This window comes from Cupriavidus consociatus (assembly GCF_017814975.1).
Taxonomy (GTDB): Bacteria; Pseudomonadota; Gammaproteobacteria; order Burkholderiales; family Burkholderiaceae; genus Cupriavidus; species Cupriavidus consociatus.
Genome location: NZ_JAGIQA010000022.1, coordinates 120,634 through 142,001 on the forward strand (window position 1 = coordinate 120,634; position 21,368 = coordinate 142,001).

At 62.7% G+C, this 21,368-nt stretch carries 19 protein-coding genes; 14 read left to right on the forward strand and 5 right to left on the reverse strand.

Going from position 1 to position 21,368, the window contains the following annotated elements; genetic code table 11:
- Positions 1 to 10: 10 nt before the first annotated feature.
- The 14 genes from J8I82_RS26360 to pilV all read left to right on the forward strand — a co-directional run bounded on the left by J8I82_RS26360 (position 11) and on the right by pilV (position 13,621).
- On the forward strand, positions 11 to 1,234 hold the full coding sequence (locus tag J8I82_RS26360) for a TraB/TrbI/VirB10 family type IV secretion system protein (protein ID WP_245180136.1): 1,224 nt from the start codon (positions 11 to 13) through the stop codon (positions 1,232 to 1,234).
- Positions 1,227 to 2,030, forward strand: a complete 804-nt coding sequence (locus tag J8I82_RS26365; RefSeq protein ID WP_284183160.1) for a lysozyme family protein — start codon at positions 1,227 to 1,229, stop codon at positions 2,028 to 2,030. Before J8I82_RS26360 ends, J8I82_RS26365 begins: the two co-directional genes overlap by 8 nt.
- Complete coding sequence (locus J8I82_RS26370; protein WP_209761782.1) at positions 2,027 to 3,304, forward strand: TrbG/VirB9 family P-type conjugative transfer protein; 1,278 nt, start codon at positions 2,027 to 2,029, stop codon at positions 3,302 to 3,304. The genes J8I82_RS26365 and J8I82_RS26370 overlap by 4 nt, the downstream gene beginning before the upstream one ends.
- Before the next feature lie 11 nt (positions 3,305 to 3,315).
- On the forward strand, positions 3,316 to 3,738 hold the full coding sequence (locus J8I82_RS26375) for a lytic transglycosylase domain-containing protein (RefSeq protein WP_209761783.1): 423 nt from the start codon (positions 3,316 to 3,318) through the stop codon (positions 3,736 to 3,738).
- A 28-nt stretch (positions 3,739 to 3,766) separates the two neighbouring features.
- The gene (locus J8I82_RS26380) at positions 3,767 to 4,273 is read left to right on the forward strand and encodes a toxin co-regulated pilus biosynthesis Q family protein (protein ID WP_209761784.1); all 507 of its coding nucleotides are present in this window, start codon (positions 3,767 to 3,769) and stop codon (positions 4,271 to 4,273) included.
- Positions 4,273 to 5,943, forward strand: a complete 1,671-nt coding sequence (locus tag J8I82_RS26385; RefSeq protein WP_209761803.1) for a type II secretion system protein GspD — start codon at positions 4,273 to 4,275, stop codon at positions 5,941 to 5,943. Before J8I82_RS26380 ends, J8I82_RS26385 begins: the two co-directional genes overlap by 1 nt.
- Before the next feature lie 15 nt (positions 5,944 to 5,958).
- Entirely contained in the window at positions 5,959 to 6,633 is a 675-nt protein-coding gene (gene pilP / locus J8I82_RS26390) for a type IV pilus biogenesis protein PilP (protein WP_209761785.1), read from the forward strand.
- Positions 6,634 to 6,636: 3 nt separating this feature from the next.
- Positions 6,637 to 7,881, forward strand: a complete 1,245-nt coding sequence (gene pilO2 / locus J8I82_RS26395; protein ID WP_209761786.1) for a type 4b pilus protein PilO2 — start codon at positions 6,637 to 6,639, stop codon at positions 7,879 to 7,881.
- Positions 7,878 to 9,680, forward strand: a complete 1,803-nt coding sequence (locus J8I82_RS26400; protein ID WP_209761787.1) for a GspE/PulE family protein — start codon at positions 7,878 to 7,880, stop codon at positions 9,678 to 9,680. Before pilO2 ends, J8I82_RS26400 begins: the two co-directional genes overlap by 4 nt.
- Positions 9,681 to 9,697: 17 nt before the next feature.
- Positions 9,698 to 10,717 (forward strand): type II secretion system F family protein, encoded by a 1,020-nt coding sequence (locus J8I82_RS26405; RefSeq protein ID WP_245180138.1) that lies wholly within the window; start codon positions 9,698 to 9,700, stop codon positions 10,715 to 10,717.
- Positions 10,718 to 10,750: 33 nt separating this feature from the next.
- Positions 10,751 to 11,251, forward strand: coding sequence for a prepilin type IV pili (locus J8I82_RS26410; RefSeq protein WP_209761789.1), 501 nt, complete (start codon positions 10,751 to 10,753; stop codon positions 11,249 to 11,251).
- Between the two features lie 98 nt (positions 11,252 to 11,349).
- Entirely contained in the window at positions 11,350 to 11,850 is a 501-nt protein-coding gene (locus J8I82_RS26415) for a type 4 pilus major pilin (RefSeq protein ID WP_209761790.1), read from the forward strand.
- A gap of 36 nt (positions 11,851 to 11,886) precedes the next feature.
- The gene (locus tag J8I82_RS26420) at positions 11,887 to 12,366 is read left to right on the forward strand and encodes a hypothetical protein (RefSeq protein ID WP_209761791.1); all 480 of its coding nucleotides are present in this window, start codon (positions 11,887 to 11,889) and stop codon (positions 12,364 to 12,366) included.
- A 7-nt stretch (positions 12,367 to 12,373) separates the two neighbouring features.
- A complete protein-coding gene (gene pilV, locus J8I82_RS26425; RefSeq protein ID WP_209761792.1) occupies positions 12,374 to 13,621 on the forward strand; it encodes a shufflon system plasmid conjugative transfer pilus tip adhesin PilV in 1,248 nt (415 codons plus the stop codon).
- Between the two features lie 586 nt (positions 13,622 to 14,207).
- Here pilV and J8I82_RS26430 read toward each other — a convergent pair.
- The 5 genes from J8I82_RS26430 to J8I82_RS26450 form a co-directional block, all read right to left on the reverse strand.
- A complete protein-coding gene (locus J8I82_RS26430) occupies positions 14,208 to 15,230 on the reverse strand; it encodes a CAP domain-containing protein (protein WP_209761793.1) in 1,023 nt (340 codons plus the stop codon).
- Positions 15,231 to 16,112: 882 nt separating this feature from the next.
- Positions 16,113 to 17,330, reverse strand: a complete 1,218-nt coding sequence (locus J8I82_RS26435) for an RNA-guided endonuclease InsQ/TnpB family protein (RefSeq protein WP_209761794.1) — start codon at positions 17,328 to 17,330, stop codon at positions 16,113 to 16,115.
- Between the two features lie 98 nt (positions 17,331 to 17,428).
- Positions 17,429 to 18,181, reverse strand: coding sequence for a CAP domain-containing protein (locus J8I82_RS26440; RefSeq protein ID WP_284183161.1), 753 nt, complete (start codon positions 18,179 to 18,181; stop codon positions 17,429 to 17,431).
- Positions 18,182 to 18,690: 509 nt separating this feature from the next.
- On the reverse strand, positions 18,691 to 19,866 hold the full coding sequence (locus tag J8I82_RS26445) for a FlhC family transcriptional regulator (RefSeq protein ID WP_209761795.1): 1,176 nt from the start codon (positions 19,864 to 19,866) through the stop codon (positions 18,691 to 18,693).
- A 1-nt stretch (position 19,867) separates the two neighbouring features.
- A complete protein-coding gene (locus J8I82_RS26450; RefSeq protein WP_209761796.1) occupies positions 19,868 to 21,031 on the reverse strand; it encodes a hypothetical protein in 1,164 nt (387 codons plus the stop codon).
- Between the last annotated feature and the right edge of the window lie 337 nt (positions 21,032 to 21,368).

A 21,368-nucleotide genomic window follows, 5' to 3' on the forward strand; every position in this document is an offset into this window, starting at 1 on the left:
CGGCACGAAAATGGATCAGGTCACGTCCGTGACCGACGCGCAGGAGCGCACTGTCAAGGGGAAACTCCCCCGTAATGTGCTGTTCGCACTCGGTGGCATCTCGGCGGTACTTGTTGGCGGGTTGGGCTACTACTTCCAAACCATCACCGACGAGCAACTCGAAGCGAAGGCGGAGCAGGCGCGCGCCGATCAAATCAAGCAGCGCGCAGGCAACGCCGATACCGGCCAAAGCCTCGAGGCGGCGATTCGCGCCCAGGCGGACAAGGCCCGTGACGAAGCGGAGCGGCAGCGCAAAGCCGCTATTGCCCCTGACACGAAGGCGCCGGTGATGACTGCAGCGGATCTGGGCGGCGGGGCGAAGGCCAATCCCAGCGTGGACCCGAAGAAGAACGAGCAGGATGATCTCTTCACGGCACCAGTGTTCAAGTCGGGCGCGCGCAAATCGCAACTGAATCAAAGCCGTCTGCCGCCCGGCATGGCCGATGTCACGGACCCCGCTCAGATGCGTGCGCTGCAGCAGGCGGTGGCGGCACGCCAGGGTGCTGCCAACGCGGCCGCACTGGGGCAGGAAGGCGCGACCGCGCCACAGTTGTCCGGTGACCGGCAATTCCTGCGGGACGCGGGCGGCATGACGACGTTGCGAACCGGCTTCGATGGCAAGCTGCCAAAATGCACGGTCAGCCGGGGCTTCGTCATTCCGGCAAACTTTGCTGGCGGGCTCAATTCGGACAAGCCGGGCGAGTTCCGCGCGACCGTGTCACAGGACGTCTACGACACCGTGCAAGGCAACTGCAAGGTCATTCCTGCAGGCAGCACCCTGGTTGGCATCTACAGCGCTGACATTGCGGTCGGCCAGGAGCGCATTCTCACGGCGTTCGTGCGCATGCAGCTGCCAAACGGCAAGACCGTCCCGCTGATGGGCATGCAGGGCGCTGACCCAGATGGCACCGCCGGCAATAGCGGCGACGTCAACAACCACTTCCTGAAGATCTTCACCGGGGCTCTGGTGATCGGTGCGCTGTCGCTTCGATTCAACGATAACCCAACCACCACCACCATCGGCCCGGCGGGACTGGTCGCCTATGGGAACGCTGCCGGGCAAATCGCCACGCAGACGGCGCAGACCATCCTGAACCGCAACCAGAATATCCGTCCGACCATCACGACCGAGCCCGGGCAGAAGATGCTGGTTCAGGTCAAGCATGACATCGTGCTGGAGCCCTATCGTGACTAAGCGGCTCGCGTGCGTGCTCTGGATGACTACTGAGCTCATCACTGCCGGTGCACACGCTGCAACGATCGACGCGGTCATTAGCCCCAATGCCATCGTGGTGAAGGTCGATGGTCAGACCCGGCTGCACACCGTAGAAGGAAAGCCGGTCCTGTACTGCGGACTCGATGCGTTCCTTGCGTGGTCGGCACGTCTCTTGGGCGCGCAGGTGGATGCCGGGGCGGAAGCCGGCCCGGTCGTGACACTGGCCGGCAAGCCCGTGCCGATCGCCGCATTGCTGGTGCGCGAAGGTTGGCTGCGCCCGTCGGCGTTGAACGACGCCGCTCAGGAAGCAATTGCGGAGTGGCGCGGTGGCTGGGCGTGCGCGCCGAAGACTGAGCCGTTCGCGCAGATGGGCAGCCGCGTGGATCCCAAGATCACGGCGGGCATCGCCATGAACGAGTCGTCTTACCGAGGCCGGCCCTGGCCTTGGACGCTTAACGTGGCAGGACGCGGCATGTTCTTCTCGACGCGCGAGGAAGCCTACGCGGCCATCAACCGGCTTCTTGCCAACCAGCGCTGCGATTTCGATGTCGGGCTGATGCAGGTGAACTGGTGCTACCACGGCAAGCGATTTGCCTCGCCGTGGGAGGCGCTGGCGCCGGCGACGAACATCCGCGTGGCGGAAGACATTCTGGCAGAGAACCTGCAACGAAGCGGATCTCCGATGAAGGCGGTGGCGTGGTACCACAGCGCGAACCCTGAGCGCGGTGGGCCGTACTTCTCCCGATTCATGAAACACGTGGCCCAATTCCAATGATCAGGTCGTTCATTCTCTCTGCACTGGCGCTGGTGGCTGCGCAGGCCATGGCGGCCGACACCGACCCGCTCGATTTCGACTACCAGGTCATTGCGCGCGCCGCCGATCGTCCCGCAATGGTGTTCAACGATGGACTGTCGACCTACATCCAGCCGCGGCACGGCCAGGTCGTGCAAGCCGACGGCGCCATCCAGAATGGCCCGTACTGGGTGATCGATGGCGTGCCGGAGGTGGTCCGTTACTCAGTTAGTGGTCAGCCGGTTGTCGCGCGCTGGAAGCGCGCCAACGGCTTCACGTCCGAGCCGGCAAATCCGGTGGGAGACATGCCACGGAGTCTCGCCGCGATCTCCGGACGACTGGCGATGATCGGCAACTACGCCGGCCAGCCGTTGGTGCGCGCTGGCCGTTCGAACCTGCCGCTCGCCCAAATGATCAAGTCGATCGCGCCGGCGGGGTGGACCGGCACCGCCCAGAAGGATATCTCCCTGACTGACGACGTGGCACTCGATACCCGAGGCGGGGAGAACTGGCTGCAAGCGCTCGCCCGGGTGCTTGAACAGCGCAATCTCTACGCGGAAGTGGACTTCACGCGCAGGAACATCGCGCTGCGTGCCGGTCCCCCGAAGAGCTTCTCCGTGGCTGAGGCCGGCTCAAGCGCCGCGACACCTGGTGGAGTGTTGCAAGCCGCTCTGACGACATCGGGCAGCGAGGCTGCAGCGCCGAAAGAACCTGCGGCGCCGACGTTGCCGGTGGCTGGCACGCCGCTGCCGGAAGGGCCGACGTTGGCCTCCGCCTTCGGAGCACTGGCGATCCGTGACAACAAGCAAGGTCGGATCGAGATTCGCTTCGAGCAGGAGCCCAAGGACCTGGTCCTGCGTGACGAGACCGATAGCAAGATCTGGACGAGGTGGGACGAGGCCCAGCGCGTGTTGTCCTTTGCGACGCTTGACCGGTTCACGGCGACTGCGGACGGCAAGGCCGTCGAAGTCAGGCGCTTGCCGGAGATCGATTATGAATTTCCGCGCGAGAACAGTGCCGGCCTGGAAATGGTCTTCGAGAAGGACGGCGCCACCTACCTGAGCTTTGCCAGGTCGCTGGTTAGCGTTTCCGTATTTGGTGACGAGCATCAGCGCAACGGAGAGCACAAGGACCGCTATTACAAGTTCAACGGCATCGCCGCACGCCTGACGGTGATCGCGGACGGCAACGTGGTCTATGTGGATCGCTCGCCGCAGGTGCGGTTCAAAGAACAGCCCGGCAAGGTGGCGCTGTGAGGATCCGTTGGATGGTGGCGCTGACGGCATCCGCCTTGCTGGCGAGCGCAGCTCGCGCCGATTGCCTCGACGATGCCGCGATGTTCCATGGCGTCAGCCCTTCATTGCTTCGCAGCATCGCGATGCAGGAGTCAGGCCTGCGGCCATGGGTCACGAATCGGAATGGCAACGGTTCGGAGGATATCGGCCTCATGCAGATCAACTCGATCCACCTGCCGCGCCTGGGCAGGTATGGAATCACGCGTGCCCACCTGTTTGACGGGTGCATCAATGCCTACGTTGGCGCGTGGATTCTGCGCGAGAACATCCAGCGCTTCGGACCAACGTGGAAGGCGGTCGGGGCCTACAACGCCTCCTCACCCGACAAGCAGTTGCGCTATGCAAACCAGATTCATGCGCGGTGGCAGGCGCTGCAGCGCGCCGCCTTGCGGTAGTTCCTTAACTTCAACCGAACGCATAGCTATGTGCCAATCCAACCGAACCATTCGCTTTGCCGTCGCCGCAGCATCACTGGTGAGCGGCCTGATCCTTGTGCCGGCGGTGCATGCCTCGCAGCTGTCGAACGACGGCTGGCAGCAACTGCAGGCGCCACATGGCGCCAAGACTGCCAAGGCCGCCGTCAGCCCGACGTTGCTGGCCGCCAACACGCCTTCCGCTAGCGCGGCGCCGAGTTTGACCAGCACCGCCGTGCCCAACGTCGCGCCGGCGGCCGGTGCCGTGTTCCGACTGGTCAAAGGGGAGGCGCTTCAACAGCAGCTTCAGAACTGGGCGAGCCGCGCCGGGTGGACGGTGGCCTGGAACGTTCCTGACGGCTGGATCGTGCCCGGCGACAAGGACTACGGCAGCGACTTCGAAAGCGCAGTCAAGCGTGTGGTGGAAGAGCTGGCCAATAACGGCGCCGACGTGGTGGGGGATAGCTGGCGCGGCAATCGCACGGTGATTATCAGCCAAAATGGGATGGTGCAATGATGAAGCAGAGTAAGAGTAGTGCGGCGCGCTACACCGCAGCGGCCGTAGCGGCTGCAACGCTGCTGACCGGTTGCGGCGTGGTGGAAACGCGCAACATACAGAACGCCATCGGCAACGAGGCGCACGCGGCATACGCGGATGTGCCCCGCAGCCGTCCGGTATTCCGGGTGCATGAGGGCGCCTGGCTGATGGGTGAGAAGATCCGCGCGAGCAAGCCGCAGCCGGACATCTACAACAAACACGTGGTGTTTAAAGGCACGCTCGGGTCACTGACCGAAGCTGCCAACTGGATCGCACAAAGTGTAGGCGTGCGGGCGACCGTGGACGCCTCAGCCGTTGCGTCGGCGACGGGCGGTTCGGCACCTACGCAGCCAGCCGCCGGGTCGCGGCCGACTGGACCCATTCCGATGGGTGGTACGCCCCGCGTGGACCTGACCGCCCCATTGGCCGGCGCTTCTGCGTCGGGCCAGGGTGCTGGCGTGGCAATCACGATACCCTTGACCCTGCGGTATGACGGGAACTTCAAGGGTTTCCTCGATGCCGTCGAGGCGCATTTTGGTGTCTGGTCGCGTTACAACGACGGCACGGTGTCGTTCTTCCGGACGGAAACCCGGACGTTCATGCTGCCGAGCCTCGCGGATGCCTCGTCCATGAACGGTTCGATCACCACGTCGGACAGCAGCTCCGGGGGGATGGCCGGCGCCGGCGGAAACGGCGGCAGTGTAGGCGGAAGTGGCGGCCGTAGCGGCCAGTCGATGAACATGTCCGTCGAGATGAAGCCGTGGGAAACCCTCCAGGCGACTGCCAAGGCCGTCGCTGGCGCCAGCGCCGAAGTCGTGGTCGACAAGAACCTTGGCACCCTGACCGTGACCGGCGATCCGGTGCAATGCGACCGCATCGAACAGTTCGTCAAGAGCCTGGCCGCCATGTACGGAAAGCAGGTGGCTATCGATGTGCAGGTCTACGAAGTCCGCGTGACCCGCGAGGACAACTACGGGCTGAACCTGTCTCTTGCCTACCAAAGCTCCGCTGGCCAGACCGGCGTCGCGTTCAGCTCCGTCAGCACGCCGACGATTTCAGGCAGTGCCACCCCGATGAACTTGGGCGCGACGATCATGAGTGGTCCTTTCGCCGGTAGCAAGGCCGTCGTGCACGCGCTCTCGACGCTTGGCAACGTGTCGCAGGTGGTATCGCGCTCGGGCGTCACGCAAAACGGCAAGGTCCTGGCCCTGCAGACCGCCACGCTGCAGGACTATGTCGCGCAGTCGCAAACGACGCTGGCTGCCAACGTCGGTTCCACCAGTTCCATCCAGACCGGAACGGTGACCTACGGCTTTACCAGCAACTTCCTGCCCAAGGTTGTCGATGGCCGGATTCTGATGAACTTCGACATGACGCTGTCGGATCTACTGCCGCTGCAGCGATTCAACTCGGGCGGGGACGCGAACCAGACCAGTGTGCAGCTGCGCACCATGCCGACTAACCGGTTCACGCAGTCGATCACTTTGAAGCCCGGTGAATCGCTGGTGCTCACAGGCCTGCGCAATCAGAAGGCGTCTACGACCAACAACGGCGTCGGCGAGCCGTGGATGGCCGCGCTGGGCGGTGGCGTCGGTGCGCTCAAGGGAGACACGGTCATCGCCATCATGATCTCGGCCCGCTTGCTGTAACACGGAGACAATTCCATGCAGAATCGCGCATTCAATCATCGTTGGACCCCCGCCGTGCTGGCGATTGTCGCTACCGTCGGCCTGTCGGCTGCCGCCCCTGCCAATGCGGCGGCGGCGATGCCGAACCCTGTCGCAGCGGCGATCGCGTCGGCGGGGGGGAGCCCAGGGACGTCGCAATCGGGCACCGCCCCGTCGATTCAGCCGATGGCTGGCGCCCCAGCGGCGGGCGTTGCGAGCTCCACAGCGACGAGCACGCCCGCGGCAGAAGCCGTCCAACCGTCGCGCCCCTCTGACGCGCCGGAACTCGCGGCTTTGCAGTCCCAAATGGCTTTGTGGAAGGCGCGCGCCGAGATCGCCAAGTACAAGGCAGAGGTCAAGCGGGCCGAGGATTCGCTGATCGCAGCCCCGGCCGGCGCGGCGGCTGGCGCCGGCGTGGCGTCGATTTCGCTGGCCGGTCCGATGCCGGCTGGCGGCGTGGCAGAGCGCGCGCCGCGGCTCGCGCCGGAGGCTCCCCGCCTGGTGTCGCTGCGCGCGTTCGATGGTCACTACAACGCTGTTGTGGATGTCAGCGGTCGAACCATTCCGGTCCAGGCTGGCGACACGTTGGATGGTGGCTGGAAGGTCGTCAGCATCGATGACGGTGGGGTGAAGCTTGCCAATGGCAAGCGTGTGCGCACGCTGAGGCCTTGAGCGATGGCTGAGATCCTGTCATTCCCCGGACTGAAGGGTAGCTTCGCCATCGGGCTGACCTGGCAACACGAGGAAACCCAGCCGAGCCAGGGTGTCCTACGCGCGCGGGCGCTGGAACTCGGCCGGAACGTCCGTTGGGGCGTGGTGCATCAAAGCGCGGAAGGCGCAATCCAGACTGGCTGCTGCGAAGCGATCGCCGGCGCGAAACCGGCGGGGCTGAAGCCGCTTGCCGCGGTCGTTGCCGGTCAGCACCGGCAGCCATGGAGGGGACTCTTCCATCTGCAGGGCAGCCTCTACTGGTACATCGCCGTTCGGCAGGGCCACGCCGTCATTGCCGGTGGCGACCGAGTGGGCACCCTGGAGGAACTGGCACCGATCCGGGAGCGGCATCGCGCCCTTGGGGAATGGACGGAGGTGGAAGGGACGATACGGGAGCTCGCCAACATGGCGCGCGCTGCAAAGGGCGTGTCGCCCATGCGGGATGTGCTGACCGGCCCTTGGAAGTCGACCTCCTATGCGGTGGCAGCGGCAATCGGCGTCGTGGCCCTTCTCGTCGGAGGATGGTACTGGTACGACCAACAGCAAGCCGCTGAGCGTGAGGCGCAGTTGATGCGACAGCGCGCGGTTGCCGCCGCGCAGCTCGCCAATGAGGCCGCAAGGCAGCGGGCCATACCCTGGGTCGAGGAGGCGATGCCGACCGCCTTCCTGCAGGCCTGCCGCCGCGCCTGGGACCGGCAGGCACTAGCGGAGGCTGGCTGGACGCTTTCCAGCTGGCGCTGCAAGCCGGCCACGTCGACCGCCCTGACGATCGAAACCACCTGGAAGCGTGAGGGCGGCTTGGCTGCCAATGCTCCCGGAACGCTTTCCACGGACGGCAATCAAGCGACGGCGACGGTGAATGCGCCGGCGGCATTCCTGCCTTCCTCGCGCGCGGTCAGTGCGACAGGCGCCGCGCAACGGTCGATGTGGACGTACGCACAGGGTAACGGCGTGAGCTTGCAGTTGACCTCGCCGCCCCCGCTGCTGCCGGCAGACGGCAACACCCCGGTCGATCCTTGGCTCGCCATGACCGCGGACATCGGCTTTGGCGCGCCGCCGTGGCTGGGCATGGGCGAGGGACTGGATGGCGTGGCAGGCCTGCGCCTGACCGAAGTCAGCTACGAAGCAGCCGCCCAGTCATGGAAGGGCACAGGAAAACTGTACGCAATGCGGGACGGCGCAGTGCCGCCTGCTGGGAGTCAACAATGATCGCGACGATCTCTCGTCTGTGGCGCAGTCCACGCAGTGGGTCGGCACGAGGCACCGCATTTGCGACGCGGGCCGAGCCGTCCGTGAAGTCCGATGCACTGGCGTTGCCGAAGCCTCCCGAGGTGCTTGAGCCGCATATCCTCTATCCGCGCAACCTGCCCGCCACCTTCGACCGTGTTGCTTGCAACCTGAACCATCTGACGGACGACCAGGCAACGGCGCTTCGTCAGCGCGTCGCGGAGAGCGGCCTGCACGTAGAGGATGTCGCCAAAGAGCTTGGCCTGACCGATGACAATGTGCAACAAGTACTGGCGGTTCACGGCTGCGACATCTACGTGGATGCCCGGCATTTCGGCACCCCGCGGCTTTTGACTTGGGAAGCCAAGCTGCGGCGCAGCGGCGCCGCGCCCCAACTGCGCAAGGTGTCCGCGCAGGAGCTTGCCGTGCTGCGCCAGCAGCGCGGTTCCGGCCAGCTGCAGGATACCGACCTGCAGACCCTGACGCTCGCGCGCCGGCTGATCGCGGATTGCGCCGTTCTGATCGCCTCGGACATTCACATCCTGGTTCGCGAGCACCACACCGAGATTCAGGTACGGATCAAGGGAGATCTGCGCACGGTCTCGGCACTGTCGATGCGACGGGAAGAGGGTGAACGCCTGATCCGCGCGATGTACACGGGCCTCGCCACGGTGAAGGCCGCCACCTATAACCCGCTGGACGTGCAAGACGCGCAGATCGCCGGCGACGCGCTGCCGGGCACCGGGCTATCGAGCGTGCGGATCGTGCGTGGGCCCGCTTACCCGGTGGAGAGCGGCGGCGGCTTCCTCGTTGCGCGGCTGCAATACCGGGAGCACCACGAGGGCGCACTGAAGGCGGACGCGGTCGACGCGGCCAAACGGCTCGATGTTCGCTCGCCGAAAGCGCCGGGCGGCGAATTCAAGCTCGGCCAGATGGGCTATACGCCGCTGCAGGTGGACCTCATCTCGCAGCTGCTGCGCCGGCCCATGGGCGTGATCGTCGTGACCGGTCCGACAGGGAGCGGCAAGACCACGACGCTCTTCGAATGCACGCGGCATCAGGCACGCCTCTTTCCGCAGAAGCGGCTCATCACGATCGAGAATCCGACCGAGTATCCGATGGACTGGGCGATCCAGCTCGTCACGGAAAGCGAGCGGTTCCCGGAAATGTTGCGCATGACACTGCGGATGGACCCGGATGCGGTGCTGCTGGGCGAAATCCGCGGTGTCGAGGAAGCGATCGCGACACTGCAGGCGGCGGCGACCGGCCACCAGGTGCTCACCACGCTGCACGTGACCGACCCGTTCGAGACGTTCTCGCGACTGATGATGCTGGACCATGTTCGTCTGGCGATGGAGGTGATTGCCAATCACAACCAGATCATCGGCCTCATTGCGCAGCGGATTGTGCCGCTGCTTTGTCCGCACTGCTCGGTGAAGCTCGACAGCGCTGCGGAACCACTGCCGGACTACATGCTCAGTGCGATGCGAACCTGGGGCGATCTCTCGGAAGTCCGAGTGCGCGGCGCGGGCTGCGACCACTGCCACGGCCAAGCGATCATCGGTCAACAGGCGGTAGCCGAGGTTGTCGTGACCAGCGAGCAGCTGATGCAGGATTGCATCAACGACGGCGTACTGGCAGCGCGGCGCAATCATCGGCGCCGGCAGGGTTCGGACAAGCCCATGATCGCGCACGCGATGGACCTTGTGCTGGCGGGCCGCCTGAGCCCTGTCGATGCGGAGGGAAGCGTAGACGCCATTCCAATGCGGGAGGCACTGTGAGCGGATTGTCGTGGGCAATGCGCCGGCGCCTGTATCAACAGGCATCGAGCCAACTGGAGAATGGGCTGACCCTCGCCCAGGTCATTGAAGACTTCCGGGAGCGGCTAGCGCGGCGAGGCCGCAAGCGCGCCGCCGAGGCGGCGCACGAGATCGGTCGTCAGGTGCGCGATGGCAAGACCCTGATGGCGGCGATGGGCACAAGCCTCAGCGACCTTGAGCGCAGCGTGCTGGACGCCGGCGAAAAGGCCGGGCAGCTGCCGGACGCGATGCGCCTGGTGCTGGACGTGCGCGACCTGACAACGCGACTGCGGCAGAAGCTGCAGGCCAGTTTTTTCGCGCCGGCGGTCTACCTCGTAACGCTGTATGCGGTCTTGCTGTTGATCGGCGGCTACATCGTGCCGCAGTTCACCGATGTGCTGTCGATCGAGAAGTGGACAGGTTGGGCATATGCCATGTACGGAATGGGTCAGCTGGCTGTGGGATGGCCGGCGCCGGTCATCTTCGGGAGCCTCGGTGCCTACGCAGTCTGGAGCTGGTGGGCGTTGCCGAGGTGGGCTGGGCCGGGCAGGCGATTCTTTGACCAACATGTGTTTCCGTTCACGGTGTACCGCGAGATCACCGGCTTCAGCTGGCTGATGTCGTTCGTCGCGCTGCTGCGGGCGAAAGTGCCTGACATTGCAGCGCTGGAGGGCCAGATCGGCACGGCATCGCCATGGCTGGCCTCACGCCTGAGGCCGATTCGACTCGGCCTGGCCGATGGACTGGACCTCGCAGAAGCCATGCGGCAGACCGGGAACGGCTTCCCTTCGCTGGATCTAATCGATGAAATCGGCGCGTATGCGGGCTTTGAGGACTTCACCGAGAAGATCACGGTGGCCGTGCGGCAGAACGCCGAAGTCATCGAGCGGCAACTGCTTGCGAAGGGGATGGTGATGTCGGCGACCTTCACCGGACTGATGTTCCTCGCCTTCGTTGTGCTGCAACTCGGCTCCAACTCGCTCTCGGAGATCCTCACATCTTCGATGGGCAAGCTCTGACAATCGCTTTCGCAATCTCTAAAGGGGTATCACATGGACGGAATTCTTGGGCGCATCGTCGCTATCGTGTTGGGTCTGCTGGCGCTCGTTGGCATTGCCTATGCCGGGTACAACGGCTTTCAGAGCCACAAAGCGGGCGTGGTCGCGACCAATATCACGCAGTTGATCACGAATGCGCGTGCAGGCTTCTCGCAGGGGAACAACGGCTATACCAATTTCACCACCGCCAACATCGCTTCAATGATTACCGGCGGCATGTTCCCGTCGGACATGGTGCGCGGCACGGCACTCGTCGACCCTTGGGGCAATGCGGTCACGCTGGCAGCGGCCAACAACGGGTCCCAGGGTGTCATTACCTTCGGCGGCGGCAATGGCCAAACCGCAAAGCAATGCGTGAGCGCGGCACTGGGCCTGAAGGATTACGTGACGCTCGCCGTTGGCTCGACCACGTTCAACCAGACCAACCTGCCTGACCAGGCCACCGCCGGCGCTGCATGCAGCGCCACGGCGACCTTTACGTTGACCTTCCAGTAAGCCGGCAAAGCGCGCGCAGCGACGAGGCGGAATTTCCACCGGCATCACGTCCACGGTGGAAGGCGATGAAATCCGGGCGTGGACTATAGGGAAGTGACATGGATGGAATTCTCGGGCGGATCGTCGCCATCGTTCTGGGCCTGCTGGCACTGGTGGGCATCGCTTACGCGGGCTACAACGGCTTCCAGAGCCACAAGGCTGGCGTGGTGGCCACCAACATCGCGCAGCTGATCACGAATGCCCGCGCTGGCTTCTCGCAGGGGAATAACGGATACACCAACTTCACCACGGCCAACATCCCGGCGATGATCACCGGCGGAATGTTTCCCACGGACATGGTGCGCGGCACGACCCTGGTCGACACCTGGGGAAATGCCGTGACCTTGTCGGCCGCAAACAGCGGCTCGCAGGGTGTGATCCGGTTCGGTGGCGGCGGTGCGCAGACGGCAAAGCAGTGCGTGAGCACCGCAACCTCGCTGCGCGACTACGTCTCGTTGGCAGTAGGAACCACGACCTTCACGCAGGCGAACCTGCCTGACCAGGCCACTGCCGGTGCCGCGTGCAGCGCGACCGCCAGCTTCACACTGACTTTCCAGTGAGGCTCCACACGGCCACCAAAGTCTGAGGAGAAGGGCATGGGCTATCTCATCCTGCCGATCGCGACGGTCCTGTTCTGTCTCGGGATTGTTGCCCAAAGCCGGCAACTATCGGAAGCAGCGCCTGGGGCCGGCGTGGCTGGCCGCATGGAATCTGTAGCGACGGTCACAGCGCAGCAGGCGCAGGCATACGGCTCGGCCTGTGTGTCGACCGCCGGTGCAACACCGGGGCTGGTCGGTGCGAGCGTGACGCCAGTGTTGCCGTCAGGGATGGTGGCGCCGGCTGGTGCCGGCTGCATGGCCGTCGCCAATCCGGGCGGCGGGCGCGACGTCTACGGATATGTGCGCGTGTCATCAGGCGCAAGCGGCGCGCTGCTCAGCAGCACAGAGGGCAGTCTCGCGTGGTTCCGGGTCCGCAGTCAGGGCACGGCCGTCAATCTTGCCACCGGCGTCGCTTACAGCGTGCCGGCGACCATTCCCGTTGGGGCGCTGGTCAATTGGGTCCAGTTGAACACCTGAGAAACGCATGGAAGCCATCCTCGGATATCTCGTCGCGCTGATGCTCTCGATGCTGAGCCTTGCCGGATTCGCGACGTGGGCCAAAGCCGGCGTGACGAACGTCCAAACCGCCGCCGCGGCGAGCCAGATGCTTGTCTTCGACAAGGCCGCCCTGCAGTTCGTGCAGGACGAATCCGCGACGCTGGTCGCTCAAGCGACCGCGAGCGTCCCTGTTAACGTTACGCCGGCCATGCTGATCAGCGGCGGCTATCTGCCAGCCGGGTTCTCGGCGACCAATGTGTTCGGCCAGACCTGGCTGCTTCAGGTTCTGCAGCCGACGCCGAACAACCTGCAGGCGCTCGTCACGTCGCAGGGCGGGCGGCCGATCACCGACACCCGCCAGCTCGTGCAGATCGCTGCGCAGGCAGGCGCGCAAGGGGGCTTCGTACCCTATGCGGGCCAGAATGGCGACCCGACCATGGTGGCAAATCGAGCCTACGGGGCGTATGGCGCATGGCAGGTGCTGCTGGCCAACTATACGAATCCTGGCAGCGGCCGGCTCGCGTCGTTGCTAGCCTTTACCGGCGCGCAGGCCAACAACGGCTATCTGTATCGGGTGCAGGTTCCAGGCCATCCGGAACTCAATCGGATGCAGACGTCGATCGACATGGCAGGCAACGACGTCAACAATGCCGCTCGAGTCACGGCGACGACTGCCCTAACCAGTGGTGGCGATACCTATCTAACAAGTACCGGCGCGCCAGGTACTGCGTGCGGCGTCGAAACATCGACGCGTCGAAGCACCACCGGCACTGGGCATGTGATCTGCTCCGGCGGCATCTGGCAAGCGGTAGGCACGGCCGTGGCAAACATCTATGAAGGGCTGTGGTGTGGGAACAATGGTCAGATAGCGACCAGCGCGACCAATGTTGGATTCATCTGCAAGAGCAACAGGTATATCGCACTTAACAATGCGTTGGGCAACATGTCCGTCACCCGAAAGTTCGAAAACGTGACGGACGGCGTGACTATTGGCAAGGACAACTGCCCCGGTGGAACGGCGTGGGCAATGTTTACGCCGAAACAAGAAATGGTGAACGTTACCGGAAGTGTAATGCCCGCCATTCAAGGCACCTACTTTGCGATGAACGACTATGGCACGTACTGGTACGCACAAGCGAGCGCCATGTCTCCAGCGGCGTGGTATAGCGGCAACGACGTTGGCGCCCTAGGCGGGCAACTAGTGGGCACAGTCACAACTGGCTGCACGTTTTAAGGATCATTGATATGAAGCGCATACTGGTCGTTTGCACCCTGATGGTTAGCCTTTCGGCAGCGGAGGCCCAGCTCTATTCGTTTCCGGCACCGCCGATGACAGTGGCGGATTGTCCTGTGGGAAAGGTTTGGCTCGTCCAGAACGGATTGGCCACCTGTGGTGCTCCGACTCCACCGCCGCCGCCTCCGCCACCTTGCTGCGCGCCACCACCGCCACCAGCCTGCCAGTATTCTCCGAACGCCTATAGCATCGCCATTGGCGATATGGGTCAATGCACCGCCGATGGCGGATGTGAGGGAAAGGGGTTTCAAATTCTTTGGGCCGGAAGCGTTGTTGCCTCCCGAATGTGGACCGGGTACATGGAGTGGCCGGATTTGGGCTCTCAGGCTGTGGCCGGGATCGACGCCGCCGGATTTCGCGCCGGCGCAAACAAGGCGAGCTACTTGAGTAACGGCAACAACATGGGACTTCAGTTGTATGAAGTTTGCCGGAAATAGGCTCGCGGCATAGTGTTTGACCCCTGTGCCAGTTGAAAAAAGAGAAGGGCCCGCATTTAGCGGGCCCTCGTCAATCAACGGAGACTGCCTTAGAACGCGGTAAAGCTCCAAGACTTGTTGATAGCAACGCCATTGCGCGCACCTGCGAACGTGGCAGTGTATGTGCCCGCCGTGAGGGGTTGCGTCGGGAGAAGAAACGCTACCCCGCTATAGACGTACGGATCCGAGATAGCAGAAGTCGTAGAGCCCGACCTTGCACCAGTGGCCACCAGAATGCGAGCCGGAATGGAGCTGCCGCCGGGGCCAGTAAGTGTAAAGCTGGAGACGGTCAGAACGTCGCCTGCGGTTGGAGCCGGGACTCGGAACATGACAGGATGACCGGCACTCGGAAGATCAGGCGCCGGGCTGGGCGATTCAGCGGTGGCCGTGAACGTGCCCGGAACGTTCTCTCCATCGACCGGCGAGTACGCAAGAGCGTTCGTAGCCATTTGTTGTCCCCCCCATTGTGGGAGCCCATACCCGCTACCATTCGCTCCGGTCTTTACGCCAAAGTTCATTACGCAATAGCCGTCTCGAATGGCAAGGCCAATCGTTTCTTGGTTCCCCGTAATGCCCTGCAAGTGATACACCGAGTTCCTGAAGTCTGCCAAGCACCCGATTGACCCATCTGCAGCCTGGCTTATCCATTGATCCTTCGACGCGCCAGCAGCGACGCTTTGATCGTACGGATTCGCGCCGGTGAAGCCCGGCTTGCCGGCAGCTTCCTCGTGGCCAACGGCAGAATTCGCTTTCAAGTAGCCAAGGTGATTGTCCGCGGCAACATCCAACGCTGCATCCTGCTTCAGGGCGCCCACGCCCATCTTGATCCGGTAGTCGTTCAGGGCGTTAAACGCGGCCAACCGTAGATCGCCGCCAGGGTAGGTGGCTGCGGGGGCGGAAGTTGCCGGCGGTACTGAAGTCGGCTCCTGCGGCGTCGTCGGCGTTGTCGGAGTAGTAGGCGGCGTGGTGGGGTTCTTGGAGCCACCATCGTCACCGCCACCACCACCGCATGCGGTAAGAGCGAGCGTCATGGCAGTGGCCAGAACCGAGAGAGCGAATTTGGAATTTTGCATGTTTTCTTCCTCTGACTTTGACCGGTCGGGGATCGACCGTTACTTTTAGCTTACCTATCGGCGCGCGAAGTCAAGTGCCCGAAATCCCCGACCGGGCGTGAGAATACACGAAGGCAATCAGCATCTAGTCGACGAATTGGAGCCAAACTCGACCCCCGGAAAGTGGGGTGTCCTGGTAATCGTTACGGCTGGCGGAGCCGAAGACCGCGTCAAGTGCGCGTTACCGCGATCGGTAGAGCGATGTGCCGCAGCTAATGCAGAGATGCCACTGATGCACGGCAATGAACGGCTGCTCGCGCCAGAGGCGGATGCTTCTGGATCCGCACCGATTGCAAGACATGCCGCGCTCGGTCACGCACGCTGGATACTTCCGCGCATACTCGCTCACCGTCGGCAGGACTTTGCGCGTCAGCACAAAGGCGCGATCGTTAACCATTCCATCTTTGAATCTCCGTTGTATGTGTTTCGAGGCCTGTCACGCGAAATCGTCCGGCGGGGTCGTCGGCGCGCTTGGGCTATCGGAAAGTGGAGGCTCCCTGCGTAGCAGTCCTGAAGGTCCAGGAGATACTCACCGGTTTGCCGGCCCGAGTGCCAGCAAACGAAGCCGTGTAGGCCTCGCGGTCCGCAAGGGGCGCGAGCGGGACCAGGAAGGCCGCATTGTTCCGCAGGTATTCATCGACCACACCATTTGAGCCACCCACCTTCGCCGCTGGGGACACCAAAAGGCGCGCAGGCACCTCGGCGCCGCTGCTGTCAACGAGTTTGAAGGCCGTTACGGACAGTACCTCCGCAAGCGCGCCATTCGCGTAGATCTTGACATCCTCCCCTCCCTCGACCTTCGGTCGCCGCCTTTGGGCGGAAAGGAAGGGGATTCCTACGGCGCTACGCGGTGAGTTGCGCAGCCGCTTCGGCGGGTTCCTGCTTCGCAGAGCGGCCCAACTGCGCCGACTCTCCACAGGCTGCAACGCGATGTCCTCGCGCCAGAATGTTGACCGCGCCGACCACATCGGCGTTGTCCTCGAAACCGCACTCGATACACGCGAACTTCGCCTGGGTGAGCCGGTTGCCCGCACTGACGCAGCCGCATGCCGGACACGTCCGGCTCGTATTCTGCGGTGGCACGGCGATAAGCCAGCCGCCATTCCACGCCAGTTTGTAGCCCAACTGACGCCGGAACTCGAACCAACCTTGGTCGAGGATAGATTTGTTGAGCCCGGACTTGGCTTGGACATTCCTGCCCGGAACATCGGCGCTGCCCGCCGCCGACCTGGACATATTTCGTACCTGCAAGTCCTCGATACACACCATCGCGTGGTTTTTGCTGATCGTGGTCGTGGCCTTGTGCAGGTAGTCGCGGCGGGCGTTGCCGATATGGGCATGGATACGCTGGACTCTGGCTTTCGCCTTCTTCCAGTTGTTGCTGAACTTGGTCTTGCGACTCATCGCCCGCTGCGCACGCCGCAGGCGGGCTTCGTGCCGCTTGAAGCTGTTGAGCGGCGCAAGGTAACTGCCGTCGCTGAACGTCGCGAAGCGAGCGATGCCAACGTCGATGCCAACAGCGCTCGTTGCCTGCGGCACGGGCTGCACGACTTCACGCTCGGCCTGAACCGATACGAACCACTTTCCCGCGCTGAAACTTACCGTGGCATTGCACAACGTGCCCTGTACCGGGCGCGACAGCCGCAGGCGCATCCAGCCCAACTTCGGCAGGAAGATTCGCCCGTTGGCTTGGTCGAGCTTGAATTGCTTCGGGTCTGGATAACGGAAGCTGTCGCGCTGGCCTCGTTTCTTGAATTTCGGGAACGCGGCACGCTTGGCGAAAAAGTTCTTGTAGGCGCGCTCCAAATCCTTGAGGGCGTGTTGGAGCGGGTGCACGGGCGCATCCTTGAGCCACGGCGTGTCTGCACCGTTGCGCCACTCAGTCAGGCGCTTGGCCATGGCTACGTAGCCGATGAACTTGCCGCCAGCCTCGTAGTTCTCCTTCTGCAACGCCAATGCCTTGTTGAAGACGAAGCGACATGCGCCAGCGAAGCGGCGCATGTCGTGCTGCTGCTCGCCGGTCGGCACCAGTTCGTACTTGAAGGCTTGAAGTCGTTGCATGAGTCAATCGTAACAGGACTCACGGGTTGTCAAGGACGCCTACGGCGTCCGCGCTATCCTTCCCGGGCCTGAAGGCCGAGGTTTGCCGCGCATTCCGATCAGAGGTCGGCCGGGCGTAAGCAGTCCGGCGCGGGATTCGGCGACTCGCCGGAGAAATTGAAGCCGGGCTGTACATCGATGTCGCGGTCGGCTGGCACGGTGACGAAGGTTCCAGCGTCAATCTGCTGATCTCCCCCATAGGGCACGCCGTTGGGTGTAGGGTCTGGTTGTGTGGCAGTGTTCGTGCCGAAGTCGATGACGCAATGATTCAGGCCCAAGGCGCCAGTGCCACTGAATCCAATTCCCATGGATTCCTGGTTCGTGACGAGCGACTGCAAGTGGTAGACGGTGTGGTACCACTGATCGATGCAGCCTGCGCCAATCTCGCGATCATCGGGGCCTCTGGCTGCGCCCACGACTTCGGCCACCCATTGGGTGTCGCCGACACCGGCCCTTCTGGCTCGTAGCAGAGGCGTGGTTTCGTAGAAATGCAGAGAGTCTACGGATTGGTCATGCTGTGCCACGCTTTGCGCGCTGAGATAGACGGCATGTGCCTGGGCGGCGGTGTCGAGCGCGGGGTCTTGCACGAGAAGACCGACGCCGAGCTTCCGGCGCAAGGCGTTGACACCGTTGAAGAGCGCGAACTGTCCCGAACTCTTTGCGTAGGATGGCTCCGGCACGCTTGTCCGCAGCGCAAGGGAGGGAATTTCTGCCGGGCCAGGAGCAGCCGACGGGATACTTCCGCTTGCCCAAACTTCCTCATTGCCAATGAGCGCCAGCAACAGCAACGCAAACCTTTTTCTCGTCTTCACGAATTCTTCCGATATAGCAGGAGAGATGTCACTGCCTATTGCCCGTCGGTCCCGTAGTCTTCGCTGTTGCTGCTACTGCCAAGCCAGCACGGACAGCAGATGCTCTGTTCGGAGTAGTGGTGTCGCGAAATCTGCTAGCAGGCGCCAACGCTTGCGCGAACACCATTTCGCCGCAGTGTGATGAGGCAATGGGATCGCGGCTGGATTCCAGCCGCTTGATTCCAGATTAGCGACACCGTGCCGAAGTCAAGGCTCGCGGAACGGGAGGTCCCGACACTGGCGGTAAGGATGGTTAGTCGAAGGTTTCGCAAAGATTGAGCCCAGTTGGTTGGGGCGCAGAGCATAGGCAAAAAAAGACGGCGGCCCCAAGAGGAAGCCGCCGTATCGAGAAGGCCGAGAAGGGTCAAATTTCTGGCGCTTGCGATTCTTGGCTATGATCGCTGAAAGGACAACCCGTCAATCGAAGGGTACGGATAGGGGGTGCTTCGGCGACTGTTGCTGATTCGCGGTCAGTTCCGACGCCTGCCCCGTGAAGCCGTCAAAGTCCCGTTGCAGCAAGGGCACAGAAATGACTGCGAAAGCTCGATCTTCGCGGAGGAGTTCGAAGCCAGATACGGCGTCCCGCACTTTCGGCAGGGCCAGACCGCGAGCTCTTCGTGCATCGACATGGAGCGGGCCAGATGCAGCGACCGCTCGGGTGGCACCTTGCAGTCGTCCGAGAAGAACGCGCGATGGATGTCAAGGGTCGCGACGAAGCTCTCGGGTGTCGACACGTCACGAGCGATCGCCGATCGAAACAGCCAGATCTGGAAAGTCGACTGAACGCGGCGCTGCGCGGAATCCAGGTACCACATTAGCGATGACGGCGGCTGGCCGGGTGGCGATGGTTTGCCATGCAACCTCTGATAGGTCTTCCGCGTGGTCTCGATGGTGATATTGAACAATGATGAGACGCTCATGGCGCGACAACTGAGGGCCAGGAACGCCTCGGATAGGGCGTCGCGTACAAACGTCTCGAGCCGGAAGTTGCCCCAGACGCCAGAGTGCGCCAGACGGTCAGTCCGAAGCGGCGACGTTTCCATCAGATAATGAGAAATCATCTCCCGCGATAGCCGGCCGGAGTGACTCTCCAACCAGAACATCTCGTCCGCGAAGCGCCAATGGAAAAGCGGCACCAGCCGCTCGGTGATAGCCACGTCGAGTTCGTGCTGAGGCACCGACCGCAGGTACGCGGCCAAGTCGTTCGAGATGCCGATCAGAGGCGCCGCGAGTACCGACATGTTGAGAAGGTCGTACATGGCATTGATGTACGCGCGGTTCGTATGCTCGAGCGCCAACCGGTCCACCACTGACAGATTGCGGGGCAGGCCAGTCTTGAGCCGCTCCATTGTGGCGGTCGGCATCCGTCCTTCGATGAAGGATCGCCAGTCATCGATGGTTGTGAGCGTTGGTGCGTAAGCGAGAAACGGCGTTCCCAGAATCTTCGCCGACTGGGACAGGTCGTCACGCAGCGAGCGAAGGTTCTCGCTCGATACCCTGAAGATGCTTTCCAGCGTTGGATGCACCGTAACGGCATTCAGGACGTAGTTGTTGATTCGCAGATTGGCCGCAAGCACACGATCGCGCACCCAGGCTGGCAGGACGAACTGCTCGTAGATTGAACGGGTCGGGGTGGTGGTGTGCATGTCAGGCTCCAGTGATGGCGATCAGTTCGTTGTGGAAGGCTTCCACTGTGCGGCGCAAGGACACCAGCGCGGGGGCATGCTCTTTGACCTTGATGGCTTTGACCGCGCCTCGGAATTTCGCGAGCGCATCATCGAGATCCGCTTTCAGGCCGTCAATGCGTAGTGACAGACTCCGCGAGTCGGCCGACTTGGCTTCATGGCGTTCGATCTCATTGTTGAAAGCGGAGAGGCGCAGTTCGGCATCCTTGATCTGCGCATTGAGCGCTTCAAGTTTGCCGCTTCCGTCTATGACGGCGTCGGCGATGGTCTTGTATTCGGGAGGAATGACCTCGACCTTGATCTCCTTCACAACCTCCCGGATCTTCGACTCGGCCAATGCCTTCTGCAAGGCCTGTCGTTCGTCCGTCAAGCGCTTAATGGAATGCTGCAGGCTTTCCATGGCCCCAGCCTGCGATGAGAGCGCCGCGGAGGTTCGGTCAAGCTGCTCCTTTTGCGCCGCAGATTGCGCGTCGGAGGATGTCATCTGTTCGCGCATGTGGCGCATCTGGGCTTCGAGATCGCGCTGGCGCTCCAGGCTCTCGTTCAACTGTTCTTCCGCAGCCTCTAGCGTCGCCATGACGTGATTGAGTTCCTGGTGGGTGCGTCGAGACCATTCGATGTATGGGACGATTTCCTTGCGCGAATAGGGCTCGTCGTCCTTGCGAGCATCGATGAACCGCTGCACTTCCTCTGGCGTGATGTCCGACCGCTTGAGAATCGTCAGCTCACCCAGGTTCAGAAACGTCAAGGCATCGCTGTTCTCGGAGAAGTGATGAAATGCCTGCAGATACTTGATCGCGGAGGCGCGGGAAATGCGCAGGGCGCGCACCGCGAAGTTGTACAAGTTGTCATCGGCTTCCTGGCGAGCGCGGGGGGTGTCGCCCAGACGCTTCTGCACACACGTTAGGATCACGTGGTAGATCTGGAATAGGCGAGAGCCGATGGCGGTATGCTCACTGAGGATCCGCTTGCGCGAGAGTTCGATCTCTTGCGCGGCTTGCACGATCCGGCCGATCGCGCCGGCATCGACATAGTGACCCAGTTGCTGGATGGCCAGCTCGCGCAATACGGGCGGCTTCGGGTCGATGAGATTGAACTCGCGTTTCTCTTCTTCTTTCTTCTTCATTGTTGCCCTTACGGAAAGTTGTTGCGGCCCCGGTGATCGCGGCAGCCACTTCAACGTACACGCTAGGAGCAAGTGTCAAGCTGATGAAACGGGTGCAGCGATCTTCGGATGGAAGCTTATGCCGAGTTTGAGCATCGGAATGACACGAAAGCTCAGGAAAATCAGGTGTCTTTCGAAAGTCAAGCTCAAATCAGCAGCGCTTTGCCTCACTTTTTATCGACAGGCATTAACTGGATTTGAGGTAGCACCCCCTTCAGATGCAATCCACCCAAGTTACTGTAAGCATCAACAAGCCTTATAAGCAGCATGTCGATGAGGCTTTGGGCGAGGCGGACGA

Bases quoted from the DNA above. Each gene is read 5' to 3' on its own strand.
- J8I82_RS26450 (WP_209761796.1), bottom strand. From the start codon at position 21,031: ATGAAGAAGAAAGAAGAAGAGAAACGCGAGTTCAATCTCATCGACCCG.
- pilV (WP_209761792.1), top strand. From the start codon at position 12,374: ATGGAAGCCATCCTCGGATATCTCGTCGCGCTGATGCTCTCGATGCTG.
- pilO2 (WP_209761786.1), top strand. From the start codon at position 6,637: ATGGCTGAGATCCTGTCATTCCCCGGACTGAAGGGTAGCTTCGCCATC.
- J8I82_RS26380 (WP_209761784.1), top strand. From the start codon at position 3,767: ATGTGCCAATCCAACCGAACCATTCGCTTTGCCGTCGCCGCAGCATCA.
- J8I82_RS26415 (WP_209761790.1), top strand. From the start codon at position 11,350: ATGGATGGAATTCTCGGGCGGATCGTCGCCATCGTTCTGGGCCTGCTG.
- J8I82_RS26445 (WP_209761795.1), bottom strand. From the start codon at position 19,866: ATGCACACCACCACCCCGACCCGTTCAATCTACGAGCAGTTCGTCCTG.
- pilP (WP_209761785.1), top strand. From the start codon at position 5,959: ATGCAGAATCGCGCATTCAATCATCGTTGGACCCCCGCCGTGCTGGCG.
- J8I82_RS26410 (WP_209761789.1), top strand. From the start codon at position 10,751: ATGGACGGAATTCTTGGGCGCATCGTCGCTATCGTGTTGGGTCTGCTG.
- J8I82_RS26360 (WP_245180136.1), top strand. From the start codon at position 11: ATGGATCAGGTCACGTCCGTGACCGACGCGCAGGAGCGCACTGTCAAG.
- J8I82_RS26375 (WP_209761783.1), top strand. From the start codon at position 3,316: ATGGTGGCGCTGACGGCATCCGCCTTGCTGGCGAGCGCAGCTCGCGCC.
- J8I82_RS26370 (WP_209761782.1), top strand. From the start codon at position 2,027: ATGATCAGGTCGTTCATTCTCTCTGCACTGGCGCTGGTGGCTGCGCAG.
- J8I82_RS26435 (WP_209761794.1), bottom strand. From the start codon at position 17,330: ATGCAACGACTTCAAGCCTTCAAGTACGAACTGGTGCCGACCGGCGAG.
- J8I82_RS26430 (WP_209761793.1), bottom strand. From the start codon at position 15,230: ATGCAAAATTCCAAATTCGCTCTCTCGGTTCTGGCCACTGCCATGACG.
- J8I82_RS26400 (WP_209761787.1), top strand. From the start codon at position 7,878: ATGATCGCGACGATCTCTCGTCTGTGGCGCAGTCCACGCAGTGGGTCG.
- J8I82_RS26385 (WP_209761803.1), top strand. From the start codon at position 4,273: ATGAAGCAGAGTAAGAGTAGTGCGGCGCGCTACACCGCAGCGGCCGTA.
- J8I82_RS26420 (WP_209761791.1), top strand. From the start codon at position 11,887: ATGGGCTATCTCATCCTGCCGATCGCGACGGTCCTGTTCTGTCTCGGG.
- J8I82_RS26405 (WP_245180138.1), top strand. From the start codon at position 9,698: ATGCGCCGGCGCCTGTATCAACAGGCATCGAGCCAACTGGAGAATGGG.